The 13,842-nt window shown below is 64.2% G+C and carries 13 protein-coding genes; all 13 read left to right on the top strand.

Translation table 11 applies throughout. The features are described 5' to 3' along the window. Entirely contained in the window at nucleotides 1–1,218 is a 1,218-nt protein-coding gene (locus tag SB765_RS14935) for a fumarylacetoacetate hydrolase family protein (RefSeq protein ID WP_410931516.1), read from the top strand. 99 nt (nucleotides 1,219–1,317) lie between these two features. After that, nucleotides 1,318–2,625 carry an MFS transporter gene (locus SB765_RS14930; protein WP_410931597.1) on the top strand — a complete coding sequence of 436 codons (1,308 nt, stop codon included), beginning with the start codon at nucleotides 1,318–1,320 and terminating at the stop codon, nucleotides 2,623–2,625. Nucleotides 2,626–2,745: 120 nt separating this feature from the next. Next, the gene (locus tag SB765_RS14925; RefSeq protein WP_410910606.1) at nucleotides 2,746–4,395 is read left to right on the top strand and encodes a VRR-NUC domain-containing protein; all 1,650 of its coding nucleotides are present in this window, start codon (nucleotides 2,746–2,748) and stop codon (nucleotides 4,393–4,395) included. Further along, the gene (locus SB765_RS14920) at nucleotides 4,392–6,653 is read left to right on the top strand and encodes an ATP-dependent DNA helicase (protein ID WP_410931515.1); all 2,262 of its coding nucleotides are present in this window, start codon (nucleotides 4,392–4,394) and stop codon (nucleotides 6,651–6,653) included. Before SB765_RS14925 ends, SB765_RS14920 begins: the two co-directional genes overlap by 4 nt. 327 nt (nucleotides 6,654–6,980) lie before the next feature. Beyond that, entirely contained in the window at nucleotides 6,981–7,895 is a 915-nt protein-coding gene (gene xerC / locus SB765_RS14915; protein ID WP_410931514.1) for a tyrosine recombinase XerC, read from the top strand. 278 nt (nucleotides 7,896–8,173) lie between these two features. Next, entirely contained in the window at nucleotides 8,174–9,007 is an 834-nt protein-coding gene (locus SB765_RS14910) for an urease accessory protein UreD (protein WP_341795782.1), read from the top strand. A gap of 9 nt (nucleotides 9,008–9,016) precedes the next feature. Beyond that, a complete protein-coding gene (locus tag SB765_RS14905; RefSeq protein WP_016486440.1) occupies nucleotides 9,017–9,319 on the top strand; it encodes an urease subunit gamma in 303 nt (100 codons plus the stop codon). A gap of 19 nt (nucleotides 9,320–9,338) precedes the next feature. Next, nucleotides 9,339–9,656 (top strand): urease subunit beta, encoded by a 318-nt coding sequence (locus SB765_RS14900; protein WP_016500038.1) that lies wholly within the window; start codon nucleotides 9,339–9,341, stop codon nucleotides 9,654–9,656. Continuing rightward, a complete protein-coding gene (gene ureC / locus SB765_RS14895; RefSeq protein ID WP_197864260.1) occupies nucleotides 9,653–11,356 on the top strand; it encodes an urease subunit alpha in 1,704 nt (567 codons plus the stop codon). Before SB765_RS14900 ends, ureC begins: the two co-directional genes overlap by 4 nt. A 10-nt stretch (nucleotides 11,357–11,366) precedes the next feature. Then, nucleotides 11,367–11,864 (top strand): urease accessory protein UreE, encoded by a 498-nt coding sequence (ureE, locus tag SB765_RS14890; protein ID WP_063423950.1) that lies wholly within the window; start codon nucleotides 11,367–11,369, stop codon nucleotides 11,862–11,864. Between the two features lie 18 nt (nucleotides 11,865–11,882). Next, the gene (locus SB765_RS14885; RefSeq protein WP_063423951.1) at nucleotides 11,883–12,428 is read left to right on the top strand and encodes a HupE/UreJ family protein; all 546 of its coding nucleotides are present in this window, start codon (nucleotides 11,883–11,885) and stop codon (nucleotides 12,426–12,428) included. Continuing rightward, nucleotides 12,428–13,102: an urease accessory protein UreF gene (locus SB765_RS14880; RefSeq protein WP_410910608.1), complete on the top strand. Its 675-nt coding sequence runs from the start codon at nucleotides 12,428–12,430 to the stop codon at nucleotides 13,100–13,102. Before SB765_RS14885 ends, SB765_RS14880 begins: the two co-directional genes overlap by 1 nt. Before the next feature lie 11 nt (nucleotides 13,103–13,113). Then, nucleotides 13,114–13,737: an urease accessory protein UreG gene (gene ureG / locus SB765_RS14875; protein WP_010953755.1), complete on the top strand. Its 624-nt coding sequence runs from the start codon at nucleotides 13,114–13,116 to the stop codon at nucleotides 13,735–13,737. Nucleotides 13,738–13,842: the final 105 nt, after the last annotated feature.

Raw genomic sequence — 13,842 nt, 5'->3', positions numbered from 1 at the left:
ATGACTGACCGATCGAACGCCAATCAACCGCTGCCGCTGAGCCAGGATGCCAGTGTGTTCGACAGCGGCAGCTGGGTAGGGCGGGTGTGGCTGGCGGACCAGGGGCCGGCGGTGGTGCTGGTGAAAGCCGGCGCGGTCTACGACATCAGCACCCACGTGGCGACTGTCTCGGCCCTGCTGGAAGTGGCCGACCCGGTGGCCTACCTGCGCGCCTTGCCGCTGGCCGAACCGCTGGTGGCGCTATCGGTGTTGCTGGACAACAGCGACCCCACCCAGCGCGACCCGAGTCAGCCATGGCTGCTGGCGCCTGTCGACTTGCAGGCGGTGAAGGCCGCTGGCGTAACCTTCGCCACCAGCCTGCTGGAACGTGTGGTGGAAGAGCAGGCCAAGGGCGACCCGGCCAAGGCCGATGCCATCCGTGACACCCTGGCCAGCCGTATCGGCGCCGACCTGTCGCAGATCGTGCCAGGCTCGGCCCAGGCCGAAGCGCTGCGCAAGGTGCTGGTGGAGCAGGGCCTGTGGTCGCAATACCTGGAAGTGGGCATTGGCCCTGATGCCGAAGTGTTTACCAAGGCCCAGCCGCTGTCGGCAGTTGGCCACGGTGCCGATATCGGCATCCACCCCAAGTCCAGCTGGAACAACCCTGAGCCGGAAGTGGTGCTGGCAGTATCCAGCGACGGCAGCATCAAGGGCGCCATGCTCGGCAACGACGTCAACCTGCGCGACTTCGAAGGGCGTAGCGCCTTGCTGCTGTCCAAGGCCAAGGACAACAATGCCTCCACCGCGCTGGGCCCGCTGCTGCGGCTGTTTGACAAAAGCTTCGGCCTTGACGATGTGCGCAACGCCGAAGTGGACCTGCGGGTTGAGGGGGAGGACGGTTTTATACTTTCTGGCCGCAGTTCCATGCGCCAGATCAGCCGCGACCCGCAAGACCTGGTGCAGCAAACCCTCAACGAAAACCATCAGTACCCCGACGGCATGGTGCTCTTCCTCGGTACCCTGTTCGCCCCCAAGCAGGACCGTGACCAGCCGGGCAATGGCTTTACCCACAAGCCGGGCGATGTTGTGACCATCAGCAACCCGCAACTGGGTACCCTGTGCAACCGCGTGACCACCAGCGACCAGGCACCGCAGTGGGCGTTTGGCCTGCGCGCGTTGATCGACAACCTCGGCCGGCGTGGCCTGCTGGAGGTTGCAGCTACCGCACGCCAGCCTTGAGCGGCACGCTGCGCAAGGGAGGGGCGCAGGAACATCGATGGATCGCCAAAGCGCTGACAGCGCGGCAACAATAATAATAAAGGTCGACACATGAACCCTATGAAGAAGTACCAGCGCATCACCGTTGTGTTCCTGCTGCTGATCGGCATCGTCAACTACCTGGACCGTAGTGCGCTGTCGATCGCCAACACCTCCATCCAGAAAGACATGATGATCAGCCCGTCGCAGATGGGCATCCTGTTGTCGGCGTTTTCCATTGCCTACGCCTTTGCCCAGTTGCCAATGGGCATGATCATCGACCGCCTGGGCAGCAAGGTCGCGCTCGGCGCCTCGCTGCTGGGCTGGTCGGTGGCCCAGGCGGCGTTTGGCATGGTCAACAGCTTTGCCGGGTTCATGGGCCTGCGGGTGCTGCTGGGGATTGGCGAGGCGCCCATGTTCCCGTCGGCGGCCAAGGCCCTGTCGGAGTGGTTCGATGCCAATGAGCGCGGCACGCCGACCGGCGTGGTCTGGTCGTCGACCTGCCTTGGCCCGTGCCTGGCGCCGCCCTTGCTGACGCTGTTCATGGTCAACTTCGGCTGGCGCGGCATGTTCATCATTACCGGCGTGATCGGCGTGGTGCTGGCGGTGTGCTGGCTGACGTTCTACAAGAGCAAGGCGCGTTACCTGGCGGAACTGGAGGCCGAAGGCAAGCCGCTGCCAGCGGAACACAAGGCGCCTGTGGCCCCGGTGCAAACGCCGAAGGCTTCGTACTTCGCCGGCTGGCTGGACCTGTTCAAGCACCGCAGCACCTGGGGTGCCGTGCTGGGTTTCATGGGTGTGATCTATATGCTGTGGCTGCACCTGACCTGGTTGCCGGGCTACTTCGAGCGTGAACACGGCCTGGACCTGTACAAGACCGCCTGGGTCGTGTCGCTGGCCTACGGCTTTGGTGCGGCGGGTACAATCGTTGCCGGGCGCTTCTGCGACCGGCTGGTGAAGGGTGGCATGACTGTGCTGGGCAGCCGCAAGTTCAGCGTCATCACCGGCCTGGTGCTGGCGGCGCTGTTCACCTTGCCGCTGTCGTTCGTCACCGGCCTGACAGGCTGCGTCATCCTGCTGTGCCTGGCACTGTTCAGCATCAACATGGCCAGTGCCACTGCCTGGATGATCGTCAATACCATCGTTGACAGCCCGCGCGTGGCCTCGTTTGGTTCGATCCAGAACTTCGGCGGCTACATTGCCGGCTCCGTGGCGCCGATCGCTACTGGCTTCAGCATCCAGTACTCGGGCTCGTTCACTACGGCGTTCATGATCAGTGCGGTGGTGGCGTTGTGCTCGGCGGTGGCGTACTTCCTGTTGCTGCAGGCGCCGATTGGCAGTGCCAAGGACGAAGCAGGGGAGATGACTGGAGCGACTGAACAGGCATAAATCCTGGGGGCGCTTTGCGCCCCAAGCGGATCGTTGATCGTGACGCGACCCACGGCTCTTGTCAGGCATGGTTATCTGTATGTATAAACAGTGCCTGTTACCGCAACCTGACCTCCGCCAGTGATCGCCCATTCCGTCGACGACCCGTTCTACTACCTGCATAACTTCCGCCAGGTAGTGCTGTGGGTCGAACAGCGCTACCAGGACCTGCTCGATGACCAGGAACTGGCCTTCATCCGTGCCTTCAATCAACTGCAAGCGCCAACTCAGGCCTTGATGGTGCGCATGGTCATGCGCAAAGGCGAGCTGTTTCGCAGCGACCGGCTCGACTACGCCGAAATCGGCGATACGGCGCTGGCGCTGCAGCCTTTGCAGAAACTCGGCTGGGTGCGGGAACCCGAGCAACTGGGCCTGGAACAGCTGTTCGCCTTGCTGCGCAAAGACGAACTGGCCCGCTGCTTCGCCCTGCAACTGAGCCGCCCGCGTGCCACCAAGCATGAGCTGTTGGCACAGCTGCAACCGCTGGGGCTGGTGGCCCGGTCACTGGCCGAATGGTTTCCCGACAGCGAGGTGCGCATCCTCCAGTGGTGCCTGCAACCTTTGTGCGACCGCATGCGCCTGTTGTTCTTCGGCAACCTGTACCAGGACTGGTCAGAGTTCGTCCTCGCCGACCTCGGTGTGCTGCGTTACGAGCAGGTGCCATTCAGCACGGGCTCGCGAGCCCTGCAGCAACGTGCCGAAGTCGACCTCGCCATGGCCTTGCACCAGTGCGCCGAGCGGCTGGAGCAGGGCGACGAACCCGTGTCGATTCTGGGTACCCTGCAGGGCCTGCACAGTGACAACCCGTGGCTGGCCCGCCGCCATGCGCGCCTGCAGTTCGCCCTGGGCCAGCAATGCGAGCGCCTGGGGGAGTGGGACCAGGCCATGGCAGTGTACGGCCAGTGCAGCCATGCCCAGGCACGCATTCGCCAGGTGCGGGTGCTTGAGCGCACTGAGCAGTGGCCCCAGGCCCATGCGCTGGCACTACAGCTCGCGGCGGCACCGGCTAACGCGCTGGAAGTGCAGGCACTGGAACGGATGCTGCCACGCCTCGCGCGCAAGCTCGGCGGCCCGCCACAGCGACGCCAGCGTGCCACACCGCTGGAGCTGATCGAGCTCGAGCTGCCCCGCGAGTACGCTGCGTTGGGTGTGGAGGAAGCTGTGCGTCAACACCTGGCGCAAGAGGGGGGGCAGGCGCATTACGTGGAGAACACCCTCTTCAACAGCCTGTTTGGCCTGTTGTGCTGGGAGGCCATCTTCGCCCCTGTGCCTGGCGCATTCTTCAACCCGTTCCAGGCCGCGCCACAGGACCTGCACGACAGTGACTTCCAGCAGCGGCGCAGTGCGCTATTCGATCTTTGCCTGGGGCGGCTCGACGATGGCAGCCATCGTCAGGCGATTCTCGAGTGCTACAAGGGCAAGCAAGGCCTGCAGTCGCCGTTCGTGTTCTGGTCCATGCTCAGCGAGGAACTGCTGGAACAGGCCTTGGCTTGCTTGCCGGCTGCCCAGCTGAAACAGTGCTTCCTGCGCTTGTTGCAGGACATTCGCAGCAACCGCGCCGGCATGCCCGACCTGATCCAGTTCTGGCCCGAGCAGGGCCGTTACCGCATGGTCGAGGTCAAGGGGCCCGGTGACCGTTTGCAGGACAACCAGCTGCGCTGGCTGGAGTTCTGCAGGCAACACGGCCTGCCCGTTGCGGTGTGCCATGTGCGCTGGAGCGAAACGCCTTGAGCTACAGCGTGGCGGTGCGTGCCTTGTGCGAGTTCAGCGCCAAGGTCGGTGACCTGGACCTGCGCTTTACGCCGTCGCCCACCGCCCAGGAGGGCATCGAAGGGCACCAGCGGGTAGTGGCACGGCGTGCTGCGGGCTACGAGTCGGAAATCACCCTTGAAGGCCAGTTCGAAACCCTCAAGGTGCGAGGCCGCGCCGATGGTTATGATCCTGGCAGCAATCGCCTGGAAGAGATCAAGACGCACCGTGGCGATCTGGCGCGTCAGCCGGCCAATCACCGCCAGTTGCACTGGGCCCAGGCCAAGGTCTATGGCTGGTTGATGTGCCAGGCACGGCAATTGCCAGCCATCGAGGTGGCGCTGGTGTACCTGGACGTGGACAGCGATGACCAGACGCTGTTCAGTGAGCACTACACGGCTGCTGAATTGCGGGCCTTCTTCGAAACCCAGTGCCAGCGCTTTCTGGGCTGGGCCCAATTCCAGCAACGGCGTCTGGCCGAGCGTGACCAAGGGCTTCAGGCGCTGGGTTTCCCCTATCCACAGTTCCGCCAGGGCCAACGGCAGCTGGCCGAGACCTTGTACAAGGCGGTAAGTACCGGGCGTTGCCTGATGGCCCAGGCCAGCACCGGCATTGGCAAGACCCTCGGTACCTTGTTCCCGCTGCTCAAAGCCATGGTGCCGCAGCAGCTGGACAAGCTGTTCTTCCTCACTGCCAAGACCCCGGGCCGGGCGCTGGCCCTCGATGCCATGAGCCAGATCACCGATGCCACGCCTCAACCTGCCTTGCGCACCCTGGAGTTGATCGCCCGCGACAAGGCCTGTGAGTACCCGGACAAGGCCTGTCATGGTGAATCCTGCCCACTGGCCGCAGGCTTCTACGACCGTTTGCCGGCAGCGCGTGAGGCTGCGGCAGCACTGCCTTTGCTTGACCGTGCCAACCTGCGCGAAGTGGCCTTGGCGCATCAGGTTTGCCCGTATTACCTGGGGCAGGAGATGGCGCGCTGGGTCGACGTGCTGGTCGCTGACTACAACTACTACTTCGATGCGCATGCCTTGCTGTTCGGCCTCACTCAGCTCAACCAGTGGCGCGTGGCAGTACTGGTGGACGAAGCGCATAATCTTGTCGAGCGTGGGCGCAGCATGTACAGCGCCACCCTTGACCAAGGGCAGCTGCTGGCCCTGCGTCAGAGCAAACCGCCTGGGCTGGTCAGTGCGCTGGACCGCCTTAACCGGCAGTGGAACGCCCTCTATAAAGAACAGCGCGCGCCTTATCAAGCCAGCGAGTCGCTGCCAGACGGCCTGCTGCGCGCCCTGCAGCAATGCATCGGGCTGATTCAGGAGCAGATCAACCAGACGCCTGCGCAAATGGACCCGCAGGTGTTGCAGTTCTTCTTCCAGGCCTTGCAGTTCAGCCGGGTTGCCGAGTTGTTCGATGAGCACTTTCTGTTCGACATCAGCCAGCGTCAGGCCCCGCGCAAGCGTCGGCTGGCTACCCTGTGCCTGCGCAATGTCACCCCGGCACGCCTGTTGGCCCCGCGCATGCAGGCGGCGCGCAGCGTGACACTGTTTTCCGCCACGTTGAGCCCGCGGCATTTCTACAGCGACTTGCTGGGCATGCCGGCCGATACCGCGTGGCTGGAAGTGGCTGCGCCGTTTCGCGCAGAGCAGCTGGAGGTGCGGATTGCTAGCCAGGTGTCCACCCGTTACCAGCAGCGCCACGCCTCCCTGGCGCCGATCGTCGAGCTGATTGCCCAACAGTACGAGCGCATGCCGGGCAACTACCTGGCGTTCTTCAGCAGCTTCGAATACTTGCAGCAAGTGGCCGGTCTGCTGGCCGAGCGGCATGGGCAGATTCCCCTGTGGGCCCAGGAACCGGGGATGGACGAGGCGGCCCGCCAAGGGTTTCTTGACCGCTTTGTCGCCGATGGCAAAGGCGTGGGCTTCGCCGTATTGGGCGGTGCGTTCGGCGAAGGCGTGGATTTACCAGGTACCCGGTTGATCGGCGCCTTTGTCGCCACCTTGGGTTTACCGCAGGTCAACCCGGTCAACGAACAGTTCAAACAGCGGCTGGGGCAGCAGTTTGGGGCGGGCTTCGATTACGCCTACCTGTACCCTGGAGTGCGCAAGGTGATCCAGGCGGCGGGCCGGGTTATCCGTGGTGACCAGGATCGGGGCGTGCTGGTATTGATAGACGAACGCTTTGCCGAACCCCGCGTGCAGCAGATGTTTCCGACATGGTGGCCGGCAGCCATCCTCTAGCAATCCCTGTCTCGCGCTCCCACAAATGACCGCGTCAGCCGGGCATGCCGTCTGTCTGGGCTAGAACAGGAAGACAGATAATGACCCAGCGAAACGATGGGTTGCACTTGGCATGGGCGATCCTCGGTTCGTTCGATAGGCTTCAATTGGGGTAAGATTGCGAACCGTGCCAGTGCAAAGCCCTTGAATATCAAGGTGATGGCACCGTTCAGGGTCCTGATGGCATGCGCGCTTGCCGGTCATTGGGACTTGTTTGCAGGTCGTTTTGACTCGCTTGAGCGTTTGCCGGTTCGCTGCCGGCGGCCGCTTCGCTACAGGATTCACGTTTTGTCCGATCTCTCGAAAAATCCGCTGCTGCAGTACATGGCCCGTCTGGCCCCATCCAGCCAGCAAACCATGCGCTACATCCTTCAGGACGCCGCCGACCGGCTGGGCTTTGTCGACTGCAATGTCGTCGACGTGCCCTGGCATCGGCTAGAGCCCGGCCACGTGATCGCCTTGGTGTCGGCCCTGCGTGCCGACGGTTACGCGCCCAACAGCTCGTCGCTGTACGTCAACGCCATTCGCGGGGTGATGAACGAGGCCTGGCGCCAGGGCCTGATCGACCATGAGAAGCTGTTGCGCATTCGCGAGGTCAAACCGGCCACTGGCAGCCGCCTGCCGCCAGGGCGCAACCTGCGCCGCAGCCTGATTCGCGAACTGATGGATGTGTGTGCATCCGACCCGCGGCCGCAGGGGGTACGCGACGCGGCGATCATCGCCTTGCTGTACGGCACCGGCATGCGCAAGTCGGAGTCGGTGGACATCGACCTGGCCCAGGTCGATTTCGAGGCACGCAGCCTGCAGGTGGTGGGCAAGGGCAACCACCAACTGATCAAGTACGCTCCGCCATGGGCGTTCGAGAAGCTGCAGGCGTGGCTTGACTTGCGCCGTCAGGACTTGCCGGCAGGGGCAGAAGACGACTTGTTCCTGTTCAACCGCATCCGCCGCGGTAGCCACATTACCCGGGCGCGTATCACCAAGCATGCGATTTACTACATTGCCCGCCAGCGCGGTGCGCAAGTGGGGGTGAAAATCATGCCGCATGACTTCCGCCGGGCGTTCATTACCCGGGTGATCGAAGAGCACGACCTGTCCATCGCGCAGAAGCTGGCGCACCATGTCAACATCCAGACCACAGCGATCTATGACCGGCGTGACGACAACGAACGTAGGCGTGCGGTTGACCGTTTCGATTACTGAGGTTTGATGTTTTGGGGCCGCGTTGCGGCCCTTTTTGCACTTCTGCCGGCACCGAAACAGGGCCAACCCACGCCCCTGCTTTGTGCGCCATCCCCTCGTATGCCCGATGCCAGAGCGGCCGAGGCGAAAGTTTCATTTGCCTTCACCTGCGGAGTTGGCCCGCAACCTGCTATATCCAGCCTGCGAATTTGATCGAGTGGTCAGGCCGCGCGTGCTAGCTGGTGCCCGCGCCGGACCCTCTAAACGGCCAGCAGGCCACGGATTTCAGGGGCCGCAGGATGTCGCTCGCGGAGCAGATCGAACAACTAGAGGACGATGCAGGCTGGAGCGCCCACCTGCAGTTGCGCTTTGTCAGGCGCGACGATGTGACCCGCCTTGGTGCGCGTAGGCATTTCGGACCTCTTTTGGTGCAGCGGCCTTTCTACCCGGAAGGTGCACCGTGCCACGTCTATGTATTGCACCCGCCGGGTGGCATCGTCGCCGGCGACCGTCTTGACCTGGATATCCATCTGGATCCCGGCAGCCATGCGCTGCTGACCATGCCCGGTGCCAGCAAGTTCTACCGCAGCATCGGCCCCACCGCGCGGCTGACCCAACGTTTTCAGCTGGCCGCCGGCAGCACCCTGGAATGGCTGCCGCAAGACAGCATCTTCTTTTCCGGCGCCCGCGCCAGCCTGCACAGCCGTTTTACCCTCGAGCCCGGGGCGCGCCTGCTGGCCTGGGAAACCCTGTGCCTGGGGCGCCCTGTGATGAACGAGCGTTTCGAGCAGGGCGCTCTGGACAGTCGTTTGCACATCGAATTACCCGACGAAGTCGGCCTGCATGAACGCCTGCGTATCGAAGGCGGGCGCCTCGACAAGCTTGGCGGCCACCCACTGCTTGCTACGTTCTGTGCGGCACCGGCCGACCAGGCGGTGCTTGAGCAGGTACGTCCACTGCTCGACGAACTGGCCAACCCGGCCGGCGCGACCCTGCTGGGGTCGTTGCTGGTTATCCGTGTGCTTGACCATGACAACCAACACCTGCAACGCACCCTGCAACGCCTGTGGCATGTGCTGCGCCCGGCCGTCCTCGGCCTGCCAGCCTGCCCACCGCGTATCTGGGCTACCTGAGAGAGCGCCATGGAGCTGACCCCGAGAGAGAAAGACAAACTGCTGCTGTTCACCGCCGCATTGCTGGCGGAACGGCGCCTGGCCCGTGGCCTGAAGCTCAATTACCCGGAGGCCGTGGCGCTGATCAGTGCTGCCGTGCTGGAAGGCGCCCGCGATGGCCGCACCGTTGCCGAACTGATGAGCCAGGGGCGCGAAGTGCTGACCCGCGAGCAAGTGATGCCCGGCATCGCCGAAATGCTCCACGACGTGCAGGTCGAAGCGACCTTCCCGGATGGCACCAAGCTTGTGACCGTGCATGACCCCATCGTCTGAAACAGCCCAGGAGCCCCGCATGATCCCAGGTGAAATCCAGGTCGCCGCTGGCGATATCGAGCTGAACAGTGGCCGCGAAACGGTCAGTGTCAGTGTGGCCAACCACGGCGACCGGCCGGTGCAGGTCGGCTCGCACTACCACTTCTACGAAGTCAACGACGCGCTGGTGTTCGACCGTGCGCCAACTCTGGGTTTTCGCCTGGATATCCCGGCCGGCACCGCCGTGCGTTTCGAGCCGGGTCAGGCGCGCACCGTGCACCTGGTGGCCTACGCCGGCAAGCGTGAAGTCTATGGCTTCCAGGGCAAGGTGATGGGCCCGCTGGAGGGCAGGGTATGAGCCGCATTTCCCGTCAGGCCTATGCCGACATGTTCGGGCCCACCGTGGGCGACCGTGTGCGGCTGGCCGACACAGCGTTGTGGGTAGAGGTGGAGAAGGACTACACCATCTACGGCGAAGAGGTGAAGTTTGGCGGTGGCAAGGTCATCCGCGACGGCATGGGGCAGGGCCAGATGCTGGCCGCCCAGGCCATGGACCTGGTGCTGACCAACGCCCTGATCATCGACCACTGGGGTATCGTCAAGGCCGATATCGGCATCAAGCACGGGCGAATCGCAGTGATCGGCAAGGCCGGCAACCCGGATGTGCAGCCTGGCGTCAACGTACCGGTGGGCCCCGGCACCGAAGTGATCGCGGCCGAGGGCAAGATCGTCACCGCCGGCGGTGTCGACTCGCATATCCACTTCATCTGCCCGCAGCAGGTGGATGAGGCCCTGAACAGCGGAGTCACTACCTTTATCGGCGGCGGCACCGGGCCGGCAACCGGCACCAATGCCACCACCTGCACGCCCGGCCCCTGGTACCTGGCGCGCATGCTGCAAGCCGCTGACAGCCTGCCGATCAACATCGGTCTGCTGGGCAAGGGCAATGCCTCGCGGCCAGACGCGCTGCGTGAGCAAATAGCGGCCGGTGCGGTGGGCCTGAAGCTGCATGAGGACTGGGGCTCGACCCCGGCGGCTATCGACTGCTGCCTGGGCGTGGCCGAGGAAATGGACATCCAGGTAGCGATCCATACCGACACCCTCAACGAGTCCGGTTGTATCGAAGACACCCTGGCGGCCATCGGCGACCGCACCATCCATACCTTCCACACCGAAGGTGCCGGTGGTGGTCACGCGCCGGACATCATCCGCGCTGCCGGGCAGGCCAACGTGCTGCCATCCTCGACCAACCCGACCCTGCCGTACACGGTAAACACCGTGGACGAGCACCTGGACATGCTCATGGTCTGCCACCACCTGGACCCGAGCATCGCCGAGGACGTGGCCTTTGCCGAATCGCGCATCCGCCGCGAAACCATTGCTGCCGAGGACATACTGCACGACATGGGCGCCTTTGCCATGACCTCGTCTGATTCCCAGGCCATGGGCCGGGTTGGCGAAGTGGTGCTGCGCACCTGGCAGGTTGCCCACCAGATGAAGCTGCGCCGTGGGCCTTTGGCGCCAGACACGGCTTACAGCGATAACTTCCGGGTCAAGCGCTACATCGCCAAATACACCATCAACCCGGCGCTGACCCACGGCATCGGCCACGAAGTGGGCTCGATAGAGGCGGGCAAGCTGGCCGACCTGGTGCTGTGGTCGCCAGCGTTCTTCGCGGTCAAGCCGGCCCTGGTGATCAAAGGCGGCATGATCGTCACCGCGCCCATGGGCGACATCAACGGGTCCATCCCCACGCCGCAGCCGGTGCACTACCGGCCGATGTTCGGCGCCCTCGGTGCCGCGCGACATGCCACGCGCATGACCTTCCTGCCCCAGGCGGCAATGGACCGTGGCCTGGCCGAAGAGCTGAACCTGCGCAGCTTGATTGGCGTGGTCAACGGCTGCCGCCGGGTGCGCAAGCCGGACATGGTCCACAACACCCTGCAACCGCTGATCGAGGTTGATGCGCAGACCTACCAGGTGCGCGCCGATGGCGAATTGCTGGTATGCGAGCCTGCCAGCGAACTGCCGCTGGCCCAGCGTTACTTCCTGTTTTAAAGGAGCACCAATGATTGTCTTGAACCGCCGTATCACCGACACCGGCACGCTTGCTGTAAGCGGCACCGTCACCCTGGACGTGGACAGCCGCATCAAGAGCCGCCTGCGGGTAACCCTGGACGATGGGCGCGAAGCCGGGCTTATGCTCGAGCGCGGCCACCTGTTGCGTGGCGGTGAACTGCTTGCCGATGCCGAAGGCAGCCAGCTGATTCGCGTACTGGCGGCGCCCGAGGCCGTGTCGACGGTGCGCTGCGCCGATCCGCACCTGCTGGCCCGCGCGGCCTATCACCTGGGTAACCGCCACGTGCCGCTGCAGATCGAGCCTGGCCTGTTGCGCTTCCAGCATGACCATGTGCTGGACGACATGCTGCGTGGCCTGGGCCTGACGGTAGAAGCGGAACAGGCACCATTCGAGCCTGAAGCGGGGGCGTACCAGAGCGCACCGCACGGCCACAGCCATGCCCACGGCCACGATCACCCGTTCGTGCGCCTGCCTGCCCATTCCTGAACTGCCTCGGAGCAACCTATGAAAAAGACGTTCGCCCTGTTTCTGCTGATGCTGGCCCTCCCAGCCTTCGCCCACCCTGGCCATGACAGCAACCCGCTGCAGGACGGCCTGTTGCACCCGCTGACCGGCCTTGATCACCTGCTGATGCTGCTGGGCACCGGGGTACTCGCTGCATTGACCGGACGCAGCCTGACACTGCCCCTGGCAACCCTGGCGGCGATGTTTGGCGGGGCAGTGTGTGGCCACCTGTTTGGCGACGTGCTGGGCATGGAAACCTTGATCGCCCTGTCGCTGCTGGTGGCTGGCGGGGCGGTATTGCTGCCGAGCCGTCAGTTGCTGCTGGCCATGGCCATGCCGGTGTTCGCTCTGTTCCATGGCTGGGCCCATGGCGTAGAAGCCACGCCAAGTGCGTTCTGGCAATTCAGCGCCGGCTTTGTCGCGGTCAGCGGCCTGCTGCTGGCAGCGGGCTTTGCGGTCGGTTGCCTGTTGCGCCGTCACAGTGGCCTGCAGAAGGCCTTTGGCGGCGGCTTGCTAGCCAGCGCCGCGCTGGTGCTGGCCGGTTGATGGACAGCGACATGGCATTGCTGCGACTGCTGCAGCTGGCCAGCCCCGGCCTGCCGGTAGGGGGCTTCACCTACTCGCAGGGCCTGGAGTGGGCAGTGGAGGCGGGCTGGGTAAAAGGCGTGGACGGTTTCGCTGCCTGGCAGCGCGAGCAGGTCGACGACACCCTGGCCTGCCTCGACTGGCCGCTGCTGGCGCGCCTGTACCACGCTTGCCAGACCGAAAATGCCCAGACGTTCGCCCACTGGAGCCGCTTCCTGCTGGCCAACCGCGAGACCACCGAGCTGCGCCTTGAAGAGCAACAACGTGGCGCGGCGTTTGCGCGGCTGCTTGATGGCTGGCAACTGGGCCAGGCCCCGGCCTGGCGCGCCAGCCTTGAACTGACTCAACTGGGCGGTATGGCCTGGTTGGCAGTGCACTGGGCAATTCCGCTGCGCCAGCTGGCCCTTGGCTATGCCTTTGCCTGGTTGGAGGGCGCGGTCATGGCCGGGGTCAAGCTGGTGCCTTTCGGCCAGCAGGCTGCCCAGACCTTGCTGCGCGACCTGAGCACCGGCTTGCCTGCGGCCCTCGACCAGGCATTGGCCCTGGGCGACGACCAGATCGGTGGCGGCCTGCCATTGCTGGCCATTGCGTCATCACGTCACGAAACCCAATACACCCGTTTGTTCCGTTCCTGAGGACTGCCTTCATGCAAAGCTATCAACAACCCCTGCGCGTCGGGGTCGGCGGCCCGGTCGGCTCTGGCAAGACTGCACTGCTGGAAGCGCTGTGCAAGGCCATGCGCGACCACTATCAGATCGCCGTGGTTACCAACGACATCTACACCAAGGAAGACCAGCGCATCCTCACCGAGGCCGGCGCCCTGGAGCCCGAGCGCATTGTGGGCGTGGAAACCGGCGGTTGCCCGCACACGGCGATCCGCGAAGACGCCTCGATGAACCTGGCTGCCGTCGAGGCGCTGGCGCGTAAGTTTGGCAACCTGGAGGTGATCTTCGTCGAAAGCGGCGGTGACAACCTCAGCGCCACGTTCAGCCCGGAGCTTGCCGACCTGACCATCTACGTGATCGACGTGGCCGAAGGCGAGAAGATACCGCGCAAGGGCGGCCCTGGCATTACCAAGTCGGACTTCCTGGTCATCAACAAGACCGACCTGGCGCCCTATGTAGGGGCTTCGTTGGAAGTGATGGAGCGCGACACCCAGCGCATGCGCCCGCAGCGGCCGTGGACCTTCAGCAACCTGAAGAAGGGTGAGGGGTTGCAGGCAGTGATTGATTTCATTGTCGAGCGCGGGATGCTGGGTGTGCGCGGCTAAAGAGCTGGCCATGCGCGGTCTGTGTAGGAGCGGCCTTGCGCCGCGAAAGGGCTGCAGAGCAGCCCCAAGATCGCAAATTCAACACAGACTGCCGGGGCCGCTTTG

The organism is Pseudomonas sp. SIMBA_067 (genome assembly GCF_046534675.1).
In the GTDB taxonomy this organism is placed as follows: Bacteria; Pseudomonadota; Gammaproteobacteria; order Pseudomonadales; family Pseudomonadaceae; genus Aquipseudomonas; species Aquipseudomonas putida.
Note: the sequence above shows the minus strand (reverse complement) of the source record. Positions and strands in the feature narration are given on the sequence as shown.